The sequence below is a fragment of the Mycolicibacterium hippocampi genome (genome assembly GCF_010723735.1).
Lineage (GTDB): Bacteria > Actinomycetota > Actinomycetes > Mycobacteriales > Mycobacteriaceae > Mycobacterium > Mycobacterium hippocampi.
Window position 1 is genome coordinate 759,355 of sequence record NZ_BLLB01000002.1, and the last position, 23,298, is coordinate 782,652.

Annotated in this window: 22 protein-coding genes; 13 read left to right on the forward strand and 9 right to left on the reverse strand. The window is 66.4% G+C overall.

The window, feature by feature from the left end:
* Window positions 1–7: 7 nt before the first annotated feature.
* The 5 genes from sigM to G6N53_RS04715 all read left to right on the forward strand — a co-directional run bounded on the left by sigM (window position 8) and on the right by G6N53_RS04715 (window position 4,072).
* On the forward strand, window positions 8–589 hold the full coding sequence (sigM, locus tag G6N53_RS04695) for an RNA polymerase sigma factor SigM (RefSeq protein ID WP_163887450.1): 582 nt from the start codon (window positions 8–10) through the stop codon (window positions 587–589).
* A 53-nt stretch (window positions 590–642) separates the two neighbouring features.
* Entirely contained in the window at window positions 643–1,395 is a 753-nt protein-coding gene (locus G6N53_RS04700; RefSeq protein WP_163887451.1) for an RsmA family anti-sigma factor, read from the forward strand.
* 85 nt (window positions 1,396–1,480) lie between these two features.
* Complete coding sequence (gene trxB / locus G6N53_RS04705; RefSeq protein ID WP_163887452.1) at window positions 1,481–2,452, forward strand: thioredoxin-disulfide reductase; 972 nt, start codon at window positions 1,481–1,483, stop codon at window positions 2,450–2,452.
* Window positions 2,449–2,802 (forward strand): thioredoxin, encoded by a 354-nt coding sequence (gene trxA / locus G6N53_RS04710; RefSeq protein WP_163887453.1) that lies wholly within the window; start codon window positions 2,449–2,451, stop codon window positions 2,800–2,802. Before trxB ends, trxA begins: the two co-directional genes overlap by 4 nt.
* Window positions 2,803–2,884: 82 nt before the next feature.
* Window positions 2,885–4,072, forward strand: a complete 1,188-nt coding sequence (locus tag G6N53_RS04715) for an N-acetylmuramoyl-L-alanine amidase (protein ID WP_163887454.1) — start codon at window positions 2,885–2,887, stop codon at window positions 4,070–4,072.
* Here the strand turns inward: G6N53_RS04715 and G6N53_RS04720 are convergent.
* The 9 genes from G6N53_RS04720 to rpmH form a co-directional block, all read right to left on the reverse strand.
* Complete coding sequence (locus G6N53_RS04720) at window positions 4,069–4,818, reverse strand: acetyltransferase (protein ID WP_163887455.1); 750 nt, start codon at window positions 4,816–4,818, stop codon at window positions 4,069–4,071. The genes G6N53_RS04715 and G6N53_RS04720 overlap by 4 nt on opposite strands.
* 217 nt (window positions 4,819–5,035) lie before the next feature.
* On the reverse strand, window positions 5,036–6,049 hold the full coding sequence (locus tag G6N53_RS04725; RefSeq protein WP_163895473.1) for a ParB/RepB/Spo0J family partition protein: 1,014 nt from the start codon (window positions 6,047–6,049) through the stop codon (window positions 5,036–5,038).
* Window positions 6,050–6,092: 43 nt separating this feature from the next.
* Window positions 6,093–7,040 (reverse strand): ParA family protein, encoded by a 948-nt coding sequence (locus tag G6N53_RS04730; protein WP_163887456.1) that lies wholly within the window; start codon window positions 7,038–7,040, stop codon window positions 6,093–6,095.
* Window positions 7,037–7,717 (reverse strand): 16S rRNA (guanine(527)-N(7))-methyltransferase RsmG, encoded by a 681-nt coding sequence (gene rsmG, locus G6N53_RS04735; RefSeq protein WP_163887457.1) that lies wholly within the window; start codon window positions 7,715–7,717, stop codon window positions 7,037–7,039. The genes G6N53_RS04730 and rsmG overlap by 4 nt, the downstream gene beginning before the upstream one ends.
* A 72-nt stretch (window positions 7,718–7,789) precedes the next feature.
* Entirely contained in the window at window positions 7,790–8,359 is a 570-nt protein-coding gene (locus G6N53_RS04740) for a Jag family protein (RefSeq protein WP_163887458.1), read from the reverse strand.
* Between the two features lie 36 nt (window positions 8,360–8,395).
* Window positions 8,396–9,529 (reverse strand): membrane protein insertase YidC, encoded by a 1,134-nt coding sequence (gene yidC, locus G6N53_RS04745; RefSeq protein WP_163887459.1) that lies wholly within the window; start codon window positions 9,527–9,529, stop codon window positions 8,396–8,398.
* On the reverse strand, window positions 9,522–9,860 hold the full coding sequence (yidD, locus tag G6N53_RS04750) for a membrane protein insertion efficiency factor YidD (protein ID WP_163887460.1): 339 nt from the start codon (window positions 9,858–9,860) through the stop codon (window positions 9,522–9,524). Before yidD ends, yidC begins: the two co-directional genes overlap by 8 nt.
* Window positions 9,857–10,213 carry a ribonuclease P protein component gene (gene rnpA / locus G6N53_RS04755; RefSeq protein WP_163887461.1) on the reverse strand — a complete coding sequence of 119 codons (357 nt, stop codon included), beginning with the start codon at window positions 10,211–10,213 and terminating at the stop codon, window positions 9,857–9,859. The genes yidD and rnpA overlap by 4 nt, the downstream gene beginning before the upstream one ends.
* Before the next feature lie 21 nt (window positions 10,214–10,234).
* Window positions 10,235–10,378, reverse strand: coding sequence for a 50S ribosomal protein L34 (rpmH, locus tag G6N53_RS04760; protein WP_014818477.1), 144 nt, complete (start codon window positions 10,376–10,378; stop codon window positions 10,235–10,237).
* A 602-nt stretch (window positions 10,379–10,980) separates the two neighbouring features.
* Here rpmH and dnaA point away from each other — a divergent pair.
* The 8 genes from dnaA to G6N53_RS04800 all read left to right on the forward strand — a co-directional run bounded on the left by dnaA (window position 10,981) and on the right by G6N53_RS04800 (window position 23,213).
* The gene (gene dnaA, locus G6N53_RS04765) at window positions 10,981–12,459 is read left to right on the forward strand and encodes a chromosomal replication initiator protein DnaA (protein WP_163887462.1); all 1,479 of its coding nucleotides are present in this window, start codon (window positions 10,981–10,983) and stop codon (window positions 12,457–12,459) included.
* A 544-nt stretch (window positions 12,460–13,003) separates the two neighbouring features.
* Entirely contained in the window at window positions 13,004–14,197 is a 1,194-nt protein-coding gene (gene dnaN, locus G6N53_RS04770) for a DNA polymerase III subunit beta (protein WP_163887463.1), read from the forward strand.
* A gap of 33 nt (window positions 14,198–14,230) precedes the next feature.
* Window positions 14,231–15,124 carry a phosphogluconate dehydrogenase (NAD(+)-dependent, decarboxylating) gene (gnd, locus tag G6N53_RS04775; protein ID WP_163887464.1) on the forward strand — a complete coding sequence of 298 codons (894 nt, stop codon included), beginning with the start codon at window positions 14,231–14,233 and terminating at the stop codon, window positions 15,122–15,124.
* Between the two features lie 13 nt (window positions 15,125–15,137).
* Complete coding sequence (gene recF / locus G6N53_RS04780) at window positions 15,138–16,295, forward strand: DNA replication/repair protein RecF (protein WP_163887465.1); 1,158 nt, start codon at window positions 15,138–15,140, stop codon at window positions 16,293–16,295.
* A complete protein-coding gene (locus tag G6N53_RS04785; protein WP_163887466.1) occupies window positions 16,295–16,876 on the forward strand; it encodes a DUF721 family protein in 582 nt (193 codons plus the stop codon). Before recF ends, G6N53_RS04785 begins: the two co-directional genes overlap by 1 nt.
* Window positions 16,877–17,096: 220 nt before the next feature.
* The gene (gyrB, locus tag G6N53_RS04790; RefSeq protein WP_163887467.1) at window positions 17,097–19,130 is read left to right on the forward strand and encodes a DNA topoisomerase (ATP-hydrolyzing) subunit B; all 2,034 of its coding nucleotides are present in this window, start codon (window positions 17,097–17,099) and stop codon (window positions 19,128–19,130) included.
* Window positions 19,131–19,151: 21 nt separating this feature from the next.
* Window positions 19,152–22,220, forward strand: coding sequence for an intein-containing DNA gyrase subunit A (gene gyrA, locus G6N53_RS04795; RefSeq protein ID WP_163887468.1), 3,069 nt, complete (start codon window positions 19,152–19,154; stop codon window positions 22,218–22,220).
* A 48-nt stretch (window positions 22,221–22,268) separates the two neighbouring features.
* Window positions 22,269–23,213 (forward strand): DUF3566 domain-containing protein, encoded by a 945-nt coding sequence (locus G6N53_RS04800; protein WP_163887469.1) that lies wholly within the window; start codon window positions 22,269–22,271, stop codon window positions 23,211–23,213.
* Window positions 23,214–23,298: the final 85 nt, after the last annotated feature.

Consider the following 23,298-nt stretch of genomic DNA (forward strand, 5'->3'; position numbering starts at 1 on the left):
TTCGCCTGTGGGGATTTTCGGGGGGACTCGAGGGCAGGGTGAACGCCGGCGCACCGATGCCGAACTGCTCGCCGCGCACGTCGCCGGTGACCGCTACGCATTCGAGGAGCTATTCTATCGCCACCACCGCCAGCTCTACCGGCTGGCGGTGCTGACCAGCCGTGACCCCGACGACGCCGCCGACGCCCTCCAGGATGCGCTGCTGTCCGCACACCGCACCGCACGCACGTTCCGAAACGACTCGGCGGTGAGCAGCTGGCTGTACCGAATCGTCGTCAATGCCTGTCTGGACCGGTTGCGCCGCAATAGAACCCATGCCTGTGACGAGTTGGACGACCAGTTGTGCCACGCCGCGGATCCCACCGGTCGGGTGGATACCGCGATCGTGGTCGAGCGTGCCCTGATGCGCCTTCCCGTCGCCCAGCGCGCGGCTGTCGTCGCCGTCGACATGCAGGGGTACTCGGTCGCCGAGGCTGCCCGCCTGCTCGGAGTCGCCGAAGGCACGGTGAAAAGCCGATGCTCGCGCGCCCGCAGCAGGCTCGCGCAGTCGCTGGAGTTCTTCGCCGCCGGAGCCGCCGCCGTCGAGTGAGCCGGTCCGATAACCTCGAACGATCTCAAGGGTGACGACCGGCGGGGGCAGCGATGGACAGCGGCGGGGGTCCGCAGCCTGACTCCGGTCCGGTCCACGATCCGCTCCAGCTGACACCCGAATTGCTCGCCGATCTGCAGGCAGGGCTGCTCGACGACGCCACTGCCGCACGCGTCCGCAGGCAGGCCCGCAACGATCCGGAGGCGGCCCGCGTGGTCGCCGGACTCGACGCCGTGCGCCGCGAGCTGGCCCACCTGGGTGCCGACGAAGACTCCGCGCCTCCGGCGCCCACGCACGTCACCGCCAGGGTGGGCGCCGCGCTGCGCACCGCCCCGCCTCCAGATCCCGCCGCCGGCAGGACCCGGCCCCGCCTCACCGGCCTGCAGCGGACCGGCCTGGTCACCGGGCTGTGCGCAGCAGCTGCCGCTGTCGTCCTGGGCGTTGTCCTGCTGGCACAGGATCCCGGATCGGCGATCCCCGCCGGTCCCACCGCAGCCCAGCTCACCGTGGCGGCACCGGGCGGCTTTCCGGTGCCTGCCGGGCAGCTGCGCGCCGCGCTGTCACAGCCGCAGGACCTGGGGCCGTTGACCGACCCGCAGCGACTCTCGTCCTGCCTGACCGGCCTGGGCCACTCCCCCGCCCCCGCGCTGCTCGGTGGACGTCGCGTCGAGGTGGCCGGCCGTCCCGGGCTGTTGCTGCTGCTTCCCGGCAGCACCCCGGAGCAGATCAACGCCGTGGTGGTGGCGCCGACATGCAGTGCCGTGCACACCGGCCTGGTCGCCGAGACGGTGCTGGCGCGGCGGTGAGCTCGTCGGCGGGGAACAGCGCGGCTTACCCTGGTGTTCTAACAACGCGGTCGTATGAATGCTTGCCGCAGGCAGAAAGGCTCCCATGACCTCATCCACCGTCCATGACGTCATCGTCATCGGTTCCGGCCCCGCCGGCTACACGGCGGCCGTGTACGCAGCCCGTGCCCAGCTCAAGCCGCTGGTGTTCGAGGGCACCCAGTTCGGGGGTGCGCTGATGACCACGACCGAGGTCGAGAACTACCCCGGATTCCGGGACGGCATCACCGGGCCGGAGTTGATGGACCAGATGCGTGAGCAGGCGCTGCGCTTTGGCGCCGACCTGCGCATGGAGGACGTCGACTCCGTCGAACTGGCCGGACCGGTCAAGACCGTCACCGTCGGCGACGAGACCTACCAGGCACGCGCGGTCATCCTGGCCATGGGAGCAGCGGCCCGCCACCTGGGTGTGCCCGGCGAGGACACCCTGCTCGGCATGGGCGTGAGCACCTGCGCCACCTGCGACGGCTTCTTTTTCCGGGACCAGGACATCGCCGTGGTCGGCGGTGGCGACTCGGCGATGGAGGAAGCCACCTTCCTGACGCGGTTCGCGCGCAGCGTGACGCTGATCCACCGGCGCGACGAGTTCCGCGCGTCGCGGATCATGCTCGAACGGGCGCAGGCGAACGAGAAGATCCGGTTCCTGACCAACACCGACGTGGTTGCCATCGAGGGCGGCCCCAAGGTCACCGGGCTCCGGCTGCGCAACGCCGTCACCGGCGAGGAGTCCGAGATGGCGGTGACGGGTGTCTTCGTCGCGATCGGCCACGATCCCCGTTCCGAACTGGTGCGCGGCCAGGTGGAACTCGACGCTGCGGGTTACGTGCAGGTCCAGGGCCGCACCACCTCCACCTCGATCGAGGGCGTGTTCGCCGCAGGCGATCTGGTCGACCACACCTACCGGCAGGCGATCACGGCGGCGGGCAGCGGTTGTGCGGCGTCCATCGACGCTGAGCGCTGGCTCGCCGAAACCTCTTCCATCTCAACGGATGACAATCTGATTGGAGCACAACGATGAGCGCTGCGGGTTCGTCTGAAACGTCTGGATCGTCAACAGTTGCGGTGACCGACGACTCGTTCTCCCAGGACGTGCTGTCGAGCAGCACACCGGTGCTGGTCGACTTCTGGGCAACCTGGTGCGGCCCCTGCAAGATGGTCGCCCCGGTACTCGAGGAGATCGCCGCCGAGAAGGCGGGCGCACTGACCGTCGCCAAGCTCGATGTCGACGAGAATCCGGCGACCGCCCGCGACTTCCAGGTGGTGTCGATCCCGACGATGATCCTGTTCAAAGATGGTGAACCGGTCAAGCGGATCGTCGGCGCGAAAGGCAAGGCTGCGCTGTTGCGTGAGCTCTCAGATATTGTCTGACGTGCTCTGACTTCGCATTTCAACGCCTCCACACCTCCTGGGGTTTTCCGGATTCCGCCTTCGGTCTGAGACAATGCTGGCTATGTCGAGTCTGCGTCGCGGTGACCGCGGGGGTGCGGTCACCGAAATCCGGGCGGCTCTGGCCGCGCTGGGCATGATCGACGATCCGGATGAAGAACTGACCACCGGCAAGCACGTCGCGGTGGACATGTTCGACGGTGAACTCGACCACGCTGTCCGCGCTTTCCAACAGCACCGCGGTCTGCTGGTGGACGGAATCGTCGGCGAAGCAACCTACCGCGCCCTCAAAGAGGCCTCCTACCGGCTCGGTGCGCGCACCCTCAACCACCAGTTCGGCGCGCCGATGTACGGCGATGACGTGGCCACATTGCAAGCGCGGCTTCAAGATCTGGGGTTCTACACCAACCTGGTAGACGGCTACTTCGGGTTGCAGACCCACAACGCGCTGACCTCCTACCAACGGGAGTACGGGCTTTATCCAGACGGGATCTGCGGTCCGGAAACGTTGCGCTCCTTGTACTTTCTCGGTTCCCGGGTCACCGGTGGATCGCCGCACGCAATCCGTGAGGAGGAGCTGGTCCGCAGCTCCGGCCCGCTGCTCTCCGGGAAGCGGATCATCATCGATCCGGGCCGCGGCGGCGACGACCACGGTCTGATCATGAACGGGCCAGCCGGCCCGATCAGCGAGGCAGAGCTGCTGTGGGACTTGGCCAGTCGACTCGAAGGCCGGATGACTGCCATCGGCATGGAGACTTTCCTGTCCCGTGCCGCCATTCGGGCACCCTCGGACGCGGAACGCGCCGCGACCGCCAACTCGGTGGGCGCCGACCTGATGATCAGCCTGCGCTGCGCAACCCAGACCAGCCCGTCCGCCAACGGCGTCGCCTCGTTCCACTTCGGCAACTCTCATGGCTCGGTGTCCACCATCGGACGCAACCTTGCGGACTTCATTCAACGAGAAGTGGTGGCGCGGACCGGTTTACGTGATTGCCGGGTGCACGGCAGGACGTGGGATCTGCTCCGGCTGACCCGGATGCCGACTGTCCAGGTCGACGTCGGCTACCTGACCAACCCCGGCGATCGCCACACCCTGGTGACCCCGGACTCGCGTGACTCGATCGCCGAAGGCATCCTCGCGGCCGTCAAACGGCTGTACCTGCTCGGCAAGAACGACCGCCCCACAGGTACTTTCACATTCGCCGAGCTGCTCGCCCACGAGCTGTCCGTCGACCAGGCCCGCCAAAGCTAACTGCAGGGGTTCGATCCCGCTCCGACCGGCTGCTGCAGCTGGGCACTCTGCAGCAGTCGTTCCAGAGCCGCCTCCACATCGGCCTTCCATCCGAGGCCCTGCTCGAGTTCCAACCGCAGCCGCGGGAAATAGGTGTGTTGCGACACCACCTCGAAGCCGACGCCGAGCAACAGCTGCGCATCGAGCACGCACTGCTCGACCGAACAGTCGCCCAATGCTTCGAGTACCGGCGCGGCATCGGTCGGCACCTTGGCCGGATCGGAGAGATCGGTGACCTCGGGGGTCCGGCCGAACGCCTCCAGGGCGCGCACCCCGCGGCGGACCAGATCGGCGACCACCGCGGCGATCAATGTCCCGGCCATGTCCTGGCTTCCCGGTCCGGGCTCGACACCGAGTGTGGTCAGCAGCACGGCGTCGGCGCTGACCGGGCCGGTCGGGAATCGGCCCGCCCGCGGCACACTGCGCGGCGGCGCGTAGAACACGTACCCGAGGCATGGGTCGTCGGTGGTCTCCGGCGCCGAGTCCACGAAGTCCGCGCCGTCCCGGCAGTCGACAGCCAACTGACCGCACGACCCCCACTCCAGCATGACCATCGACAGCCACGCTTCCTTCTCGAATTCCGGATCCGAGAGATGGTCGTCGGTTCCCGCGGTCGGCGGGTCGACCTCCCAGTACACACAACGCCGGGCATGCTTCGGCAGCTGCTCGAACGCTTCGAGCCGAAGAGGCGTGATACGTGCGGCCACTACACTCCCCTGGGTCCGCGCCGCGCTGGAAGGCCCGGCTGCCCTTCCAGGATAGAAGGCTCGGCCGGCAACGTCGCCGCCTGGCCACCGAAAGGGGTTCGCGCCAGGGCGGCGACCGAATTCGATTGCGGGACAGGATATTTCCGAATACAACGACGTTTCGGACCGGCTGTAGAGCCGCCTGTGTCACAGTGACGTAATTCGCCGGTATGACCGTTCATTGCGCGGACGTGTTCATGAGCTCCACAATCCGCTGTAGATCGTCCACCGACCCGAACTCCACGACGATCTTGCCCTTACGCTTGCCCAAGCTGACCGTCACCTTGGTGTCGAAGGCGGTCGACAGTTGTTCGGCGACATCCTGCAGACCGGGCATCTGAATGGGCTTGCGGCGGGGCGCCGAGGGCGTCGCTCCGCCGTCGCGGTTGGCCAGCGTCACCGCCTCCTCGGTCGCGCGGACCGACAGGCCCTCCGCCACGATGCGCGCGGCGAGCTCTTCCTGGACTTCGGCCCCTCCCTCGAGCGACAGCAGCGCGCGCGCATGACCGGCCGACAGCACACCGGCCGCCACCCGACGCTGCACCGCGATCGGCAGTCGCAGCAGACGGATCATGTTCGTGATCAACGGTCGCGACCGCCCGATGCGGGCGGCGAGTTCATCGTGGGTGACGCCGAACTCTTCCAGCAGCTGCTGATAGGCGGCCGCCTCTTCGAGCGGGTTCAGCTGCACCCGGTGGATGTTCTCCAGCAACGCATCGCGCAGCATGCTGTCGTCGGCGGTCTCACGGACGATCGCAGGGATCGTGGTCACGCCGGCCTGCTGAGCCGCCCGCCACCGCCGCTCCCCCATCACCAGTTGGTAGCGCGGTGAATCGTCACCCTCGGCAGCCGGCGCGGCGCGCACCACGATCGGCTGCATCAGGCCGAACTCACGGATGGAGTGCACCAGTTCGGCCAGCGCCTCCTCGTCGAACGACTGGCGCGGCTGGCGCGGGTTCGGATCGATCTTCGACGGGTCGATCTCCCGGTACACCGCACCCACCGAGTTCTCGTCCGCCGGCGGCGGCGTTGCCTCCGTCGAAGGTCCGCCGAAGACGGCGTCCGCGGCCGCGGCGCCCATCCGCGGACCCATGTCGGCCGAATCGCCGCCCTCGCCGTCCGCCGGGCCCGTCGGGATCAGGGACGCGAGTCCGCGGCCCAATCCGCTGCGCTTGCGTGCCGCGTTGTTCATCGGTTCCCTCTTCTCGTCGTGCAGATCCGCGCCGGGCATGCGCTCATCGGGCTTGTCCCTCCAGCCCGCGGTGCGCCAGCTCCCGGCTCGCATCCAGGTAGCTCATCGCCCCTCGGGAACCAGGGTCGAAGTCGATGATCGTCATCCCGTAACCCGGGGCTTCGGACACCTTCACGCTGCGGGGAATGACAGTGCGCAACACCTTGTCGCCGAAATGTGCCCGGACGTCCATGGCCACCTGGTCGGCCAGTTTCGTTCGTCCGTCGTACATCGTCAGCACCACGGTCGTGACATCCAGCTCGGGGTTGAGATGCGATTTGACCATCTCGATGTTGCGCAGCAGCTGGCCCACGCCCTCGAGGGCGTAGTACTCGCACTGGATCGGGATGAGGACTTCGGGCGCGGCGACCAATGCGTTGATGGTCAGCAGGCCGAGCGACGGCGGGCAGTCGATGAAGACGTAGTCGAAGTCGTGGTGCTTCAGCTCAGCCAGCGCGGTCCGTAACCGGCCTTCCCTGGCGACCATGCTGACCAACTCGATCTCGGCACCGGCAAGGTCGATGGTGGCGGGGATGCAGAACAGCCGCTCGCTGTGCGGGCTCCGCTGTAGCGCGGTCTCCACCGGGATGTCGCCGATCAGGACTTCGTACGACGACGGGGTGCCCGGCCGATGCTCGATGCCCAGCGCGGTGCTCGCATTCCCCTGCGGATCGAGGTCGATTACGAGGGTGCGCAATCCCTGCAGCGCCAGCGCCGCCGCGATGTTCACCGCGGTGGTGGTCTTGCCGACGCCGCCCTTCTGGTTGGCGATGGTCAGGATGCGCTGACGCGCCGGCCGCGGCGGCTGGCCCTGGGTGGCCGCCTGCATCAATCGGACCGCGCGTTCTGCTTCCGCGCCGATCGGCGTATCCGCGTCCGGGGCGTTCCACGTTTCACGTGAAACATCCGCTGGGCCGTCCTCAGGTTCCCGGCGCTCGGGAACTGACATCATCTGCGTTTCCTTCCCGGCGGCCGTTCGCCCCGCGGTGTTCCCTGCAACCCTACGACCACCGTCACGGGTGGATCCACGAATTGAGCGCCACATTTCTCTACCCTTACCTCGGTCACGCCCAGTCCCGTCATTGCCCGGCGATGCTCTTGGATCTCTTCCCCCGCACGCTCTCCCTTGATGGCCAGCATGCGGCCGCCCGGCCGCAGCAGGGGCGTACTCCACTTGGCCAACTTGTCCAGCGAGGCGACTGCTCGCGACACCACCGCGTCCACCTCCCCGACCTGACTCCGGACTGCACGGTCCTCCGCTCGGCCGCGCACCACCGCACACTCGAGGCCAAGATCGTCGATCACCTCGCGGAGAAAATCGCTCCGGCGCAGCAGCGGTTCGACGAGTGTGAGGGAAATGTCCGGGCGGGCCAACGCCAACGGTATCCCGGGCAGGCCCGCACCACTACCGATGTCGGCGATCCGCTCGCCGCGCCCCAGCAACTCGGCAACCACTGCGCTGTTGAGTACGTGCCGATCCCATACCCGGTCGACTTCGCGGGGACCCAGCAGGCCGCGCTCGACACCGGCGCCAGCCAGGATCTGCGCGTACCGGTGGGCGCGGTCCGCGGCGTCGCCGAACAGCGCTGCGACGGCGTCAGGGGGCGGGGGCACTTCCGCGTGTTTCACGTGAAACATCCTCCGAACATCCGCGGCGGAACCACCACGACTCTGAACGAACTACATGGATGTAACTCCGGGTCAGTCAGCGAGGACCACAACGCGACGCGACGGCTCCACGCCCTCGCTCTCGCTGTGCACGCCCTGCACTGCGGCCACCGCATCGTGCACGATCTTCCGCTCGAACGGAGTCATCGGCGACAACTCTTCGCGCTCCCCTGTCTCCAGGACTCGACGCGCCACCTTGTCCCCCACGGCGGCCAGTTCCTCACGACGTCGTTTACGCCACTGGGCGATGTCCAACATCAGTCGGCTACGCTCGCCCGTCTTCTGGTGCACCGCCAGCCGGGTCAGCTCCTGAAGCGCGTCGAGCACTTCGCCCTTGCGCCCGACCAACTTCGTCAGATCTCCGCCCCCGTCGATGCTGACGACGGCACGGTCGCCTTCCACGTCGAGGTCGATGTCCCCGTCGAAGTCCAGCAGATCCAAGAGCTCTTCCAGATAGTCGCCGGCGATCTCGCCTTCGACGACCAATTTGTCCTCGAGATCCTCGCCACCCTCGGCCGCATCGTCGGTGTCGGGCTCGATCGGGTCGATGTCCTCACTGCGTTCGGCGGTCTCGGCCGGGGCAGCAGTCTCCGAATTCGTCATGCAATCACCTCTTCTTCTTTCGCGGTCGCCCGCGCGTCAACGTTTGCGCTTCTTGGGCCGAGCGCCGGGTTTCGGGGTGCGGTTGACGGCCCCGTTGCTCGCGGCCGGTTTCGACTTCCCAGCGCCTGACGGCGAGTCCGGTTGGGTCGTGCCCCCATCGGTGGAGCCGTTCGTCTCGATTCCATCGGGCGCCGTGGCGGCCTCCGTGGCGGGCGCTACCGGGTCCGCATCCGGATCCGTGGCTGCGGCGGCGGCCTTCTTCTTGCGGCTGGGCTTGGCTCCGGGTGCCGGTGCGTTGGCCGCTCGGCGTTCGAGGGCCTCGAGCTTCTTCTGCTCTTCTTCTTTCTCGATCTTGCCGAACACATAGTGCTGCTGGCCGAACGTCCAGATGTTGTTGGAGAGCCAGTACATGATCACCGCGAGTGGCAGGAACGGGCCGCCCACCACGACGCCGAGCGGGAAGACGTACAGCGCCAGCTTGTTCATCATCGCCGTCTGCGGGTTGGCGGCGGCTTCCGGACTCTGCCTCGCCACCGACGCTCGGCTGTTGAAGTACGTAGCGATGCCCGCCGCGATCATGATCGGCACACCCACAGCGACCACAGCGGGCCGGTGGAACTCGGTGTAGGCGTCCAAGCCGTGCTGCTGGATCATCGTCGCGCTCAGCGGCGCACCGAACAGGTTCGCGTCGAGGAAGTTGCGGACGTCCTCCGCGCTGAACACGTAGTTGCCCAGCTGAGCGTTCTCTTCAACCGAGAGCCCCAGTCGGCCGATGCCGGTCTGCGTCCGGTTGAACGACATCAGCACGTGATAGAGCCCGAGGAACACCGGGATCTGAGCCAGCATCGGCAGGCATCCGAGAACCGGGTTGAACCCGTGCTCCTTCTGCAGCTTCTGCATCTCCAGCGCCATGCGCTGCCGGTCCTTGCCGTACTTCTTCTGCAATGCCTTGATCTGGGGCTGCAGTTCCTGCATCTGCCGGGTGGTGCGGATCTGCCGGACGAACGGCTTGTAGAGGATCGCGCGGAGCGTGAACACCAGGAACACCACCGACAGCGCCCAGGCGAAGAAGTTCGACGGCCCCAGGAGGAAGGCGAACGCCTTGTACCAAACCCACATGATCGCCGACACCGGGTAGTAGATGATGTCGAGGCTCAACCAATTAAACACGCGTCTGACTCTCTCCTTGGTGCACCGTGCTCGTCCGGTGCTCGGCTACGTCACAGGCACCCTCGGCGGCTTGGCCACGGTGCTCCGCGCGGTCGGTCTTTCGATCGGGTATCGGATCCCATCCTCCGTTATGCCATGGTCCACATTTCAGGAGGCGGACGGCTGCCAGCCATCCGCCGCGGATCAGTCCGAACTCGGTGAGCGCCTCGACGGCGTACTGGCTACAGGTCGGGGTGAACCGGCAGGTCGGCATCCGCAACGGCGAGACGGTGTGGCGATAGAGCTGGATCACGAACACCACTGCCCGTGCACCGGCCGATCGCGACGTCACTTCGATTCTCCGGGGCGCATCCTGATCTTCTGCAGCGCGGTGCGTAGCTCCTGCTCCAGGCGCGGCGAGATCGCGTTCCGACTGCTCGGCAACGCGCGGATCACCACTCTGTCCTCGGGATCGAGCTCGGGAAGTATCGTGCGCGCAGCGTGCCGAAGCCGACGCGACACCCGATGCCTCTGTACCGCATTGCCCACAGCTTTCGACACGACCAGCCCGATTCTCGGTCCGGGGTCACCGGCCTTGTCGGCGCGGGTGTACAGAACCAGGTCCGGCTGTGCGGCTTTGATGCCACGACTCACCGTGACGCCGAACTCGGCCGACCGCGTCATCCGGTACTGCGCCGGAAGCACCGCGTCAGACCTTGCGCCGGATCACGCAGTCAGTGAGCGACGGCCCTTGCGGCGCCGGTCCGAGACGATGGCCCGGCCGGCGCGCGTACGCATCCGCAGCCGGAAGCCATGCACCCTCGCCCGACGACGATTGTTGGGCTGAAAGGTCCGCTTGCCCTTGGCCACGGCTGTCACTCCTTGTTGCGTCTGGCCCCCGCGGTCCCGCCCCATGAACCCTCATGACAGGCGTGTCGCAGTCGGCCGTTGGTAAGTTCGTCCGTCTATCGTTGCTAACCGGCGCGGCCTCCGGCACCACCGGATCGCAGCCGTATCGCCACGTGCGGGCGACTGTTCGAGGGTACTGACGAGGATTCGCTGGGTCAAACCTGCGGAAATCGGCTCACGACGTGGTCGACGGCACCACACCAACCACAGCAGTCACGCTCATCAGGAACTATTGAGCCAGTACCGAATCGGCACAGAATTCGCGTCGCCGCAATGTTGCAGAACTGTTGGCACTCGGAGAGAAAACTGTTAGCTTCTGGCAATGCCGATTCCACGCCGGAACGGCGCAAGACAACGAAGCGAGGCTGTCCACTCCGTCGCGAGCCCACTGGAAACGCAGGTACGCACCTGCCCAATGACGAGCTCCGGCCAGCGGCAGTCGCGCCGGTAGACAACCAGACGGCGATGAACGTCCTTTCTCCACAACCTGGGGATAACTTTGTGGACAGTTCGTTTCCGTCCTTTTGGCCGTCCCTGGGCCGGCCGCTAGGGGGTGCGGGTCGTTGACAACTGACCCCGATCCACCCTTCGTCGCAATCTGGAACAACGTCGTCGCCGAGCTCAACGGTGTCGCCGGCGCGGCCAACGGGATTCTCACGCCACAGCAGCGGGCCTGGCTCAAGTTGGTCCGGCCGCTGGTCATCACCGAGGGCTTCGCACTTCTGTCGGTACCCACCGCATTCGTCCAGAACGAAATCGAACGCCACCTCCGCGAGCCGATCGTCACCGCCCTGAGCCGACAGCTCGGACAGCGGGTTGATCTGGGTGTCCGGATCGCCGACCCCGGACCTGACGACACCGACGACAGCCATCCCGTACTCCGCGAGCCCGTAGACGTCGATGATGCCGACGACGACGAAGACGAAGACCTGGCCGCCCGCGCCAGCGCCGAGGAGAGCTGGCCGTCGTACTTCTCCAAACGCGCCGCCACCTCACCGGCCGACGACACCGCGGTCACCCTCAACCGGCGCTATACCTTCGAGACCTTCGTGATCGGCGCCTCCAACCGGTTCGCGCACGCGGCATCCCTGGCCATCGCCGAAGCCCCGGCCCGTGCCTACAACCCGCTGTTCATCTGGGGCGAATCCGGGCTCGGCAAGACCCACCTGCTGCACGCCGCCGGGAACTACGCGCAGCGGCTGTTCCCCGGCATGCGCGTCAAGTACGTCTCCACCGAAGAGTTCACCAACGACTTCATCAACTCGCTGCGCGACGACCGCAGAGCCTCGTTCAAGCGCACCTATCGCGACATCGACGTGCTGTTGGTCGACGACATCCAGTTCATCGAAGGCAAAGACGGCATCCAGGAAGAGTTCTTCCACACCTTCAACACCCTGCACAACGCGAACAAGCAGATCGTCATCTCCTCCGATCGGCCACCCAAGCAGCTCGCCACCCTCGAGGACCGGTTGCGGACGCGCTTCGAGTGGGGACTGATCACCGATGTGCAGCCACCGGAGCTCGAAACCCGAATCGCCATCCTGCGCAAGAAAGCTCAGATGGACCGGTTGGACGTTCCCGACGACGTGCTCGAGCTGATCGCCAGCCGGATCGAGCGCAACATCCGCGAACTCGAGGGCGCGCTGATCCGGGTCACCGCGTTCGCCTCACTGAACAAAACAGCGATCGACAAGTCCCTGGCCGAGATCGTGCTGCGTGATCTGATCTCGGATGCCTCCACGATGCAGATCAGTACCGCGGCGATCATGGCGGCCACCGCCGAGTACTTCGAGACCAGCATCGAAGAACTACGCGGCCCGGGCAAGACCCGTGCGTTGGCACAGTCGCGCCAGATCGCGATGTATCTGTGCCGTGAACTCACCGACCTGTCCCTGCCCAAGATCGGGCAGGCGTTCGGCCGCGACCACACCACCGTGATGTACGCGGAGAAGAAGATTCGCGCCGAGATGGCCGAGCGCCGTGAGGTCTTCGATCACGTCAAAGAACTCACCACCCGGATCCGGCAGCGCGCCAAGCGCTGAGCACTCCCTGCCATTACCGGTACGACCGTGGCTGCCTGCTGCCCTCAGGACGACAAATCCTCGAAAAACTTCCGTCCCGGTCGTCACACCCGCCACAGGATCTGCCTGTGCACCGACATGTGCACAACCCCGCGTCAACCGCCGATCAGTCACCGGAACGGTGCACAGCGCCGCCGTCATCCCCAACCGGTCCCAGGTTGGCCACCGGGTATCCACATTGCGCCAACACCCCGCCATGCCCGCCTGCCTGCGGCGAACCGGTGCTATCCCCAGACTCCACAGGACCTAATACTATTGCTCTTAGATATCTATAGATTTCTTCTAGAAGAAGGCAGCTGGGGAAACCCCCGACGTTTGCGCCCCGGCGGTCGTTCCCCACGCAGATGTCGGCCCGATCGATTAGCTTTCAAGTTGGGGCCGAAAGCTCTACGGTGGTTCATCGACAGCCGTTTCGGTCGTCGTAGCGCGTCCGGGGCGACGCGGCATGCGACGCCGGTAAACCGCTGATTATGGCTTTTGTCGGGGTGTGCATCGAAGGGACGCTATGAACGTGGCGACGGCAGGTCTCACGGATTTGAAGTTTCGGCTGACCCGCGAAGACTTCGCTGACGCGGTTGCCTGGGTGGCACGCAACCTGCCGTCGAGGCCGACGGTCCCGGTCCTCGCCGGAGTGTTGCTCACCGGATCCGACGACGGTCTGACCATCTCGGGTTTCGACTACGAGGTCTCGGCCGAGGTCCAGATTGCTGCTGAAATCGCTTCTCCGGGAAGCGTTTTGGTCTCCGGACGGCTGCTGTCCGACATCGTCAGGTCGCTGCCGGCCAAGCCGGTCGATGTCAGCGTCGAGGGCACCAGGGTGTCGTTGACCTGCGGCAGCGCCCGCTTCTCCCTGCCCACGATGGCTGTCGAGGACTATCCGACGCTGCCCACCCTGCCCGATGAGACCGGGATGGTGTCGTCGGATCTGTTCGCCGAGGCCATCGGGCAGGTCGCGATTGCTGCCGGCCGCGACGACACGCTGCCCATGCTCACCGGTATCCGTGTCGAGATCTCCGGCGAGAAGGTGGTTTTGGCCGCCACCGACCGTTTCCGCCTGGCCGTTCGGGAGCTGACGTGGTCCAACGAAGCCGCCGGTGTGGAAGCTGCGGTGCTGGTGCCGGCGAAGACGCTGGCCGAAGCGGCCAAGGCAGGGACCGACGGCGAGGAAGTGCATCTGGCGCTCGGGTCCGGACCCACTGTCGGCAAAGAAGGTCTGTTGGGTATTCGCAGCAGGGGGAAGCGCAGCACCACTCGCCTGCTGGACGCGGAGTTCCCGAAATTCCGTCAGCTGTTGCCCAGCGAACACACCGCCATCGCGACGATCGCGGTCGCCGAGCTCAGCGAGGCGATCAAACGTGTGGCCCTGGTGGCCGACCGCGGCGCGCAGGTCCGGATGGAGTTCGCCGACGATGTGTTGCGGCTGTCGGCCGGCGCCGACGATGTGGGTCGAGCCGAAGAAGACCTGCCCGTGGAGTTCTCCGGGGACCCGCTGACCATCGCCTTCAATCCGACGTACCTGACGGACGGACTCAGCTCGCTGCATGCGGAGCGGGTGACGTTCGGCTTCACGACTCCGAGCCGACCGGCGGTGCTGCGCCCGGCGGGAGAAGATGATGGGGGCGCCGGTGGCACTGGACCTTTCCCGGCCGCTCAGACCGACTATGTCTACTTGTTGATGCCGGTGCGCCTTCCAGGGTGACCCGATCACACTGATAGGAGAAGGGGCGTTGACATGCAACTAGGGCTCATCGGGCTCGGCAAGATGGGCTTCAACATGCGGAGCCGTCTGCGTGATGGAGGCCACGAGGTCGTCGGATACGACCCGAGGCCCGAGGTCTCCGACGTCGGGTCCCTCGAAGAACTGGCGTCGGCGCTCGAGTCGCCGCGGGTGGTGTGGGTGATGGTGCCTTCGGGCACCGTGACCGAGCAGACGATCTCTTCCCTGGCGGAGGTGCTCAGCGAAGGGGACCTGGTCATCGACGGGGGTAACTCGCGCTACACCGAGGATGCTCCACACGCAAAGATGTTGGGGGAAAAGGGTATCGGATTCATCGATGCCGGCGTTTCGGGCGGTATCTGGGGTTTGACCGAAGGCTACGGTCTGATGGTGGGCGGCGCAGACGCCGATGTGGAGCGCGCGATGCCGATCTTCGACACGTTGCGGCCGCCGGGGCCCGTGGAGGACGGCTTCGTTCACGTCGGCCCGGTCGGCGCGGGACATTTCGCGAAGATGGTGCACAACGGTGTCGAGTACGCGCTGATGACCGCGTACGCCGAGGGCTACGAGATGCTGGCCGCCGAGGATCTGGTGAAGAGCCCCCAGGCTGTTTATCAAGCGTGGTCGAATGGGACGGTGGTGCGTTCATGGCTGCAGCAATTGCTGGCCAGAGCACTCAAAGAAGACCCCGGACTGGCCGAGATCAGCGGATACACCGAGGACTCCGGTGAAGGTCGGTGGACGGTCGAAGAAGCGATCCGCCTGCGGGTTCCCGTGCCTAGTATCGCGGCTGCATTATTCGCGAGATTCCTTTCGCGCCAAGATGATTCACCGACGATGAAGGCAGTGGCGGCGCTTCGAAACCAGTTCGGCGGTCACGCTGTCAAGCGAGTGAGCGAGTCCGGGTGACCGGGGTGTATCCGTGCATGTCCGCCACCTCGCTCTGACCGACTTCCGGTCCTGGGAGCGCGTCGAACTCGACCTCGAGCCGGGCCGCACGGTGTTCGTCGGGCCCAACGGCTTCGGGAAAACGAACCTCATCGAGGCGCTGTGGTATGCCTCGACCCTGGGCTCTCACCGGGTGGCTTCCGACGCACCCCTGATCCGTGCCGGCGCCGAGCGTGCGGTGGTGTCGACGATCGTCGTCAGCGAGGGCCGGGAACTCGCAGTGGATCTCGACATCACGTCGGGGCGGGCGAACAAGGCCCGGTTGAACCGGTCTCCGGTGAGGTCGGCCCGCGAAATCCTCGGTGTGCTGCGCGCTGTGCTGTTCGCTCCTGAGGATCTGTCGCTGGTCCGCGGTGATCCGAGTGAGCGCCGGCGGTATCTCGACGAGCTGGCGACCACCCGACGGCCCAGGATCGCCGGGGTGCGGGCCGATTACGACAAGGTGCTCCGGCAACGGACCGCCCTGCTGAAAACCGCGGCCGGTGCCCGGTTCCGCGGCGACCGCAGCGCGCTGGAGACCCTCGATGTCTGGGACGGGCATCTGGCCGCCCACGGGGCCCAATTGATTGCTGCGCGTGTGGAACTGGCGACGGAATTGGCTCCCGAGGTGGAGAAGGCCTACCAGCTGTTGGCGCCGACGTCGCGTCCGGCCACGATCCGCTACCGCAGCGGTGTGGACGTGGTGGAAAGCGAGGCGGCGGCAGGCAACGCCGACGCCGAGGTCTTCGAGGCGGCGTTGTTGGACGCGCTGAGCCGCCGAAGGGCAGCCGAACTGGAGCGCGGGGTGTGCCTGGTCGGTCCACACCGTGACGATCTGGAGCTGCGGTTGGGCGAACAGGTCGCCAAAGGCTTTGCCAGCCACGGTGAATCGTGGTCGGTGGCGCTGGCGCTTCGGCTGGCGGCCTACGAACTGTTGCGCACCGAGGGCGGGGATCCGGTGCTGCTGCTCGACGACGTGTTCGCCGAACTGGACACTGCCCGTAGGGAAGCGCTGGCGGCGGTGGCGGCCTCGGCAGAGCAGGTGCTGGTGACCGCCGCGGTACACGAGGACATCCCGTCCGACTGGGACGTCCGCCGGGTCGACATCACCATGAACGACGGCGACCACGGGCGCATCTCGGCGGTGAAGTGATGGACGACGAACACCTCGACCAGGACGCCGGCGATGACGGCCCGGTGGGCCCCCCTGCGGATCTGTCGCGAATCAAAGGCATGGACCTGGTGCGGCGCACCCTCGAGGAGGCGCGGGGAGCGGCGCGCGTTCAGGGAAAGAACGTCGGCCGCGGCCGCACCTCCCCCGCTCCGCGCCGGGTGGCCGGCAACAGCAGGCGCCGCTGGTCGGGCCCGGCACCGGACGGCCGTGATCCGCAACTGCTCGGCGCCGCCACCAGCGATCTGGCTCGCAGCCGCGGCTGGTCCGGCCGGGTCGCCGAGGGTTCGGTGTTCGGCCGGTGGCGTTCGGTGGTCGGCGAGCAGATCGCCGCGCACGCGACGCCGACGTCGTTGAACGACGGGGTGCTCACGGTGTCCGCCGAATCGACGGCCTGGGCGACGCAGCTGCGGATGGTGCAGGCCCAGCTGCTGGCCAAGATCGCCGCGGCCGTCGGGGACGGCGTGGTCACGTCGCTCAAGATCGTCGGACCGGTGGGGCCGTCATGGCGCAAAGGCCCCTACCGGGTGCCGGGCCGGGGTCCCCGCGACACCTACGGGTGAGCCGATCCTTACCACTGGCTGAGAGCGCCGACAAGGATTCATCCACAACTCTCAGGCGTCGGCACGTGTCGAGATTCGAGAAATTCCGTAGACGGCGCAATTAGGTGTGCAGAAACGCCGCCTCAGAGTCAGTGGTGACGGTGCCTGACGGTAGACTCGTCGAGAGATCCGCGAGGGGCCGTCGCCCCCCGCATGCGAACCCCAAGGAGACGCGTTCAACGTGGCTGCCCAGAAGAAGAGTGCTTCAAATGAGTATGGCGCCGCCGCCATCACGATTCTGGAGGGCTTGGAGGCCGTCCGGAAACGTCCGGGCATGTACATCGGCTCTACCGGTGAGCGTGGCCTGCACCATCTCGTCTGGGAGGTCGTCGACAACGCGATCGACGAGGCGATGGCCGGCTACGCCAGCAGGGTCGACGTCAGGATTCTCGGGGACGGCAGCGTCCAGGTCACCGATGACGGCCGCGGTATCCCGGTGGAGATGCACGCCAGTGGCGCACCCACCGTCGATGTCGTCATGACCCAGCTGCACGCGGGAGGCAAGTTCGGCGGTGAGAACAGCGGCTACAACGTCAGTGGCGGTCTGCACGGCGTCGGCGTCTCGGTGGTCAACGCGCTGTCCACCCGACTGGAGGCCACGATCCTGCGCGACGGGTACGAGTGGTTCCAGTACTACGACCGCTCGGTGCCCGGAACCCTCAAGCAGGGCGGTCCGTCCAACAAGACCGGAACCACCATCCGGTTCTGGGCAGACCCCGACATCTTCGAGACCACCGAGTACGACTTCGAGACCGTCGCGCGGCGCCTGCAGGAGATGGCGTTCCTCAACAAGGGCCTGACCATCGACCTCACCGATGAGCGCGTCACCGCTGAAGAGGTGGTCGACGACGTGGTGAGCGACACCGCCGAGGCACCGAAGACCGCCGACGAGAAGGCGGCCGAGGCCGCGGGTCCGCACAAGGTCAAGCACCGCACCTTCCACTACCCCGGTGGTCTGGTCGACTACGTCAAGCACATCAACCGCACCAAGACCCCGATCCAGCAGAGCATCATCGACTTCGACGGCAAGGGTCCCGGCCACGAGGTCGAGATCGCGATGCAGTGGAACGCCGGCTACTCGGAATCCGTGCACACCTTTGCCAACACCATCAACACCCACGAAGGCGGCACGCACGAGGAAGGCTTCCGCAGCGCCCTCACCACGGTGGTGAACAAGTACGCCAAGGACAAGAAGCTCCTCAAGGAAAAAGACCCCAACCTCACCGGTGACGACATCCGCGAGGGCCTGGCGGCGGTGATCTCGGTCAAGGTCAGCGACCCGCAGTTCGAAGGTCAGACCAAGACCAAACTGGGCAACACCGAGGTCAAGTCGTTCGTCCAGAAGATCTGCAACGAGCAGCTCTCCCACTGGTTCGAGGCCAACCCCGCCGAAGCCAAGACCGTTGTCAACAAGGCGGTTTCGTCGGCGCAGGCCCGCTTGGCCGCGCGTAAGGCGCGGGAGTTGGTGCGCCGCAAGAGCGCCACCGACATCGGCGGGCTGCCCGGTAAGCTCGCCGACTGCCGCTCCACCGATCCGGTTCTGTCGGAAGTGTATGTGGTGGAGGGTGACTCGGCCGGCGGCTCGGCGAAGAGCGGCCGCGACTCGATGTACCAGGCGATCCTGCCGTTGCGCGGCAAGATCATCAACGTCGAGAAGGCCCGCATCGACCGCGTCCTCAAGAACACCGAAGTCCAGGCGATCATCACCGCGCTGGGCACCGGTATCCACGACGAGTTCGACATCTCGAAGCTCCGCTACCACAAGATCGTGCTGATGGCCGACGCGGACGTCGACGGCCAGCACATCTCGACGCTGTTGCTGACATTGCTGTTCCGGTTCATGAAGCCGCTCATCGAGCACGGGCACGTCTTCCTCGCGCAGCCGCCGCTCTACAAACTCAAGTGGCAGCGCAGCGAGCCCGAGTTCGCGTACTCCGATCGGGAGCGCGACGGTCTGCTCGAAACCGGGCGGGCCGCGGGCAAGAAGATCAACGTCGACGACGGGATCCAGCGCTACAAGGGTCTCGGTGAGATGGACGCCAAGGAACTGTGGGAGACCACAATGGATCCGAGCGCGCGGGTGCTGCGACGAATCACGCTCGACGACGCCGCAGCAGCCGACGAACTGTTCTCCATCCTGATGGGAGAGGACGTCGAAGCCCGGCGCAGCTTCATTACCCGAAACGCCAGAGACGTTCGCTTCCTGGACGTTTGAGTCGACCTACGAGGGAATTGAATGACGGACACAACGCTGCCCCCCGGCGACGAAGCCGGCGACCGCATCGAACCGGTCGACATCCAGCAGGAGATGCAGCGCAGCTACATCGACTACGCGATGAGCGTGATCGTCGGCCGAGCGCTGCCGGAGGTCCGTGACGGCCTCAAGCCGGTACACCGCAGGGTGCTGTACGCGATGTACGACTCCGGCTTCCGGCCCGATCGCGGACACGCGAAATCCGCACGCTCGGTGGCCGAGACGATGGGTAACTATCACCCGCACGGTGATTCGTCGATCTACGACACCCTGGTCCGGATGGCGCAGCCGTGGTCGCTGCGCTACCCGCTCGTCGACGGTCAGGGCAACTTCGGCTCGCCGGGCAACGACCCGCCGGCGGCGATGAGGTATTGCGTCACCGAGGATGCCGTGGTGGGTTTGCCCGACGGCAAGTCCATCCGGATCGGCGACGTGGTCCCCGGAGCGAAGCCCAATTCGGACACTACGATCGAGCTGAAAGTTCTTGACCGCCACGGCGCCCCGGTCGTCGCCGACCGCCTGTTCCATTCCGGCGAGCATCCGACCTACACCGTCCGTACCGACAATGCACACCAGGTAACCGGCACGGCCAATCACCCGCTGCTATGCCTCGTCGACCTCGGCGGGGTGCCCACGCTGCTGTGGAAACTCATCGAGGAGATCCGTCCGGGCGACGTAGTGGCGATGCACGCCGAAAGTACGGTTTGTGATGGAAATCAGTCCAAATCCGTCATAAACCGTGCGCTCGCGCGGTCTTTCGAGTTGCACGGTGATGATCCGGATATCCGGCGGATCGCTACCGAACTGACTGATGGCCGGTTCTACTACGCGCGGGTGGCATCAGTCTCGGACGCCGGAGTGCGACCGGTTTACAGCCTCCGAGTCGATTCCGAAGACCACTCGTTTATCACGAACGGGTTCGTAAGCCACAACACCGAAGCGCGGCTCACTCCCCTGGCGATGGAAATGCTGCGCGAGATCGACGAGGAGACAGTCGATTTCATCCCGAACTACGACGGACGGGTCCAGGAACCCACTGTTCTGCCCAGCCGGTTCCCGAACCTGTTGGCCAATGGTTCCGGCGGCATTGCGGTCGGTATGGCGACCAACATGCCGCCGCACAACCTGCGCGAGCTGGCCGAGGCCGTGTTCTGGTGCCTGGACAACTACGACGCCGACGAAGAGACCACGCTGGCCGCGGTCACCGAAAGGGTCAAAGGACCGGACTTCCCGACCCACGGCCTGATCGTCGGCTCTCAGGGCATCCACGACGCGTACACCACCGGCCGCGGCTCGATCCGGATGCGGGGTGTGGTCGAGGTCGAGGAAGACTCCAGAGGCCGCTCGCTGCTGGTCATCACCGAGCTCCCGTATCAGGTGAACCACGACAACTTCATCACCTCGATCGCCGATCAGGTGCGTGACGGCAAGCTGGCCGGGATCTCCAACATCGAGGATCAGAGCAGCGACCGCGTCGGGTTGCGCATCGTCGTCGAGGTCAAGCGCGACGCGGTGGCGAAGGTGGTGCTGAACAACCTCTACAAGCACACCCAGCTGCAGACCAGCTTCGGCGCCAACATGCTGTCGATCGTGGACGGGGTGCCCCGCACCCTGCGACTCGACCAGCTGATCCGGCTCTACGTCGTCCACCAGTTGGACGTCATCGTCCGCCGGACCACCTACCGGCTGCGCAAGGCCAACGAGCGGGCCCACATCCTGCGCGGACTGGTCAAGGCGCTCGATGCGCTCGACGAGGTCATCGCGTTGATCCGGGCGTCGCAGACCGTCGACATCGCCCGCGCCGGCCTGATCGACCTGCTCGACATCGACGACATCCAGGCGCAGGCCATCCTCGACATGCAGTTGCGGCGCCTGGCCGCTCTCGAGCGGCAGCGGATCGTCGACGACCTGGCCAAGATCGAGGCCGAGATCGCCGACCTCGAGGACATCCTGGCCAAGCCGGAACGGCAGCGCGCGATCGTGCACGACGAGCTGCAGGAGCTTGTTGAAAAGTACGGCGACGACCGGCGCACCCGGATCATCCCGGCAGACGGCGACGTCGCCGACGAGGACCTGATCGCCCGCGAAGAGGTCGTCGTCACGATCACCGAGACCGGATACGCCAAACGGACCAAGTCCGACCTGTACCGCAGCCAGAAGCGCGGCGGCAAGGGCGTGCAGGGCGCGGGGCTCAAGCAGGACGACATCGTCAACCACTTCTTCGTCTGCTCCACCCACGACTGGATCCTGTTCTTCACCACGCAGGGCCGGGTGTACCGCGCGAAGGCCTACGACCTGCCCGAGGCGTCCCGCACGGCACGCGGACAACACGTGGCGAACCTGCTGGCGTTCCAGCCCGAGGAACGCATCGCGCAGGTCATCCAGATCAAGAGCTACGAGGACGCGCCATACCTGGTGCTCGCCACCCGCAACGGCCTGGTGAAGAAGTCGAAGCTGGTCGATTTTGATTCCAACCGCTCCGGCGGCATCGTCGCCATCAACTTGCGTGACGGCGACGAATTGGTGGGTGCTGTGCTGTGCTCGGCCGACGAGGACCTGCTGCTGGTCTCGGCGAAAGGCCAGTCGATCCGGTTCTCGGCGACCGACGAGGCGTTGCGTCCGATGGGCCGGGCGACCTCCGGTGTGCAGGGGATGCGGTTCAACGAAGAGGACCAGCTGCTGTCGCTGAACGTCGTGCGTGACGGGACGTACCTGCTGGTCGCAACGTCGGGCGGCTACGCCAAGCGCACCGCTATCGAGGAGTACTCGTCCCAGGGACGCGGCGGCAAAGGCATCCTCACGATTCAGTACGACCGCAGACGTGGCACTCTGGTCGGAGCGTTGATCGTCGACGACGACACCGAGCTGTACGCCATCACCTCCACCGGAGGTGTCATCCGGACCGCGGCACGTCAGGTGCGCAAGGCCGGACGGCAAACCAAGGGCGTGCGCTTGATGAACCTCGGCGATGGCGACACACTGATTGCCGTTGCGCGCAACGCCGAAGAAGATGCCGGCGATGACGCAGCGGACGAGTCGGAAGACTCATGACGCGACGCCGACTGCGCAGGCAGCAGGCACTGAGCTAAGGAGCCTCAGGTGAGCTCACCTAACGAGCCGGGATACCCGCGTGCGGGTGAGGGGTCCGGCGGGGCCAACGGCTCCGGGACCGGACCCTCGGCACCCGGCCACGAAGGTGGCTCGCTGGGGAACTCGGCGACGCGTAATGCGCCGCCGTCGGGCTCCGGCCCGGCGCGCAGTGCCGACTCCGGTGATGTCCCGCCATGGCAGCGGGGCCCGGCCGCCCGCCGGCAGCATCAACAGCCCGCCGAGGGGCAGCCGTCCGGTGACAGTCCCCGGAGCAACCCGCCGGGTCTGGATGCCCGGCTGAACCGCTTCATCGCGGGTTCGCCGGGCGGAGGCGCTTCGGAAGCCGACGCCGGTACGCGCAATGAGCGCACAGACGTGGTGCGCGCCGAGCCGGGTCGCCCCGAGCACGGCGGCCGTGGCGAGGGTGCGCCGGCGGCCTACGCCAGCGAGATCCCGGATCTGTCGGGTCCAGCCCCCCGGCCGCAGCAGCAGCGCAGGCCGGCCGAGCGGCCGTCGTCCGAGCAGCCGAAGGGGCCGGACAAAGCGCAGGCACCTGGAAGGGTGCAGGTCGCCGCGCGGACGCACAAGGGGCCGGTCCGGGCGAGCATGCAGATCCGGCGAATCGACCCGTGGAGCGCGCTGAAGGTGTCGTCGGTGCTCTCGGTCGCGATGTTCTTCGTCTGGATGATCGCGGTGGCGTTCCTGTACCTGGTACTCGGCGGCATGGGTGTGTGGAGCAAGCTCAACAGCAACGTCGGCGACCTGCTGACCAGCGCGAGCGGCAGCGCCGGCGGTGAGCTGGTGTCCAGTGGCACCGTCTTCGGTGGGGCCGCGCTGATCGGGCTGGTCAACATCGTGCTGATGACCGCCGCGGCCACAATCGGGGTGTTCATCTACAACCTCACCACCGACCTGGTGGGCGGCGTCGAGGTCACTCTCGCCGACCGCGACTGAGGTGCCGCGCTTTCGGGTTTGGGTCACAGCTCACCGGTGCGGTAATCTCGTCGCTCGGCGCCCGCTCGCGGGTGTCCCCCGCTGG

What these genes read in the sequence shown, in the direction of transcription:
- G6N53_RS04700 (WP_163887451.1), top strand. Translation starts at nt 643, where the DNA reads ATGGACAGCGGCGGGGGTCCGCAGCCTGACTCCGGTCCGGTCCACGAT.
- trxB (WP_163887452.1), top strand. Translation starts at nt 1,481, where the DNA reads ATGACCTCATCCACCGTCCATGACGTCATCGTCATCGGTTCCGGCCCC.
- trxA (WP_163887453.1), top strand. Translation starts at nt 2,449, where the DNA reads ATGAGCGCTGCGGGTTCGTCTGAAACGTCTGGATCGTCAACAGTTGCG.
- G6N53_RS04715 (WP_163887454.1), top strand. Translation starts at nt 2,885, where the DNA reads ATGTCGAGTCTGCGTCGCGGTGACCGCGGGGGTGCGGTCACCGAAATC.
- G6N53_RS04725 (WP_163895473.1), bottom strand. Translation starts at nt 6,049, where the DNA reads ATGAACAACGCGGCACGCAAGCGCAGCGGATTGGGCCGCGGACTCGCG.
- G6N53_RS04730 (WP_163887456.1), bottom strand. Translation starts at nt 7,040, where the DNA reads ATGATGTCAGTTCCCGAGCGCCGGGAACCTGAGGACGGCCCAGCGGAT.
- G6N53_RS04740 (WP_163887458.1), bottom strand. Translation starts at nt 8,359, where the DNA reads ATGACGAATTCGGAGACTGCTGCCCCGGCCGAGACCGCCGAACGCAGT.
- dnaN (WP_163887463.1), top strand. Translation starts at nt 13,004, where the DNA reads ATGAACGTGGCGACGGCAGGTCTCACGGATTTGAAGTTTCGGCTGACC.
- gnd (WP_163887464.1), top strand. Translation starts at nt 14,231, where the DNA reads ATGCAACTAGGGCTCATCGGGCTCGGCAAGATGGGCTTCAACATGCGG.
- G6N53_RS04785 (WP_163887466.1), top strand. Translation starts at nt 16,295, where the DNA reads ATGGACGACGAACACCTCGACCAGGACGCCGGCGATGACGGCCCGGTG.
- gyrA (WP_163887468.1), top strand. Translation starts at nt 19,152, where the DNA reads ATGACGGACACAACGCTGCCCCCCGGCGACGAAGCCGGCGACCGCATC.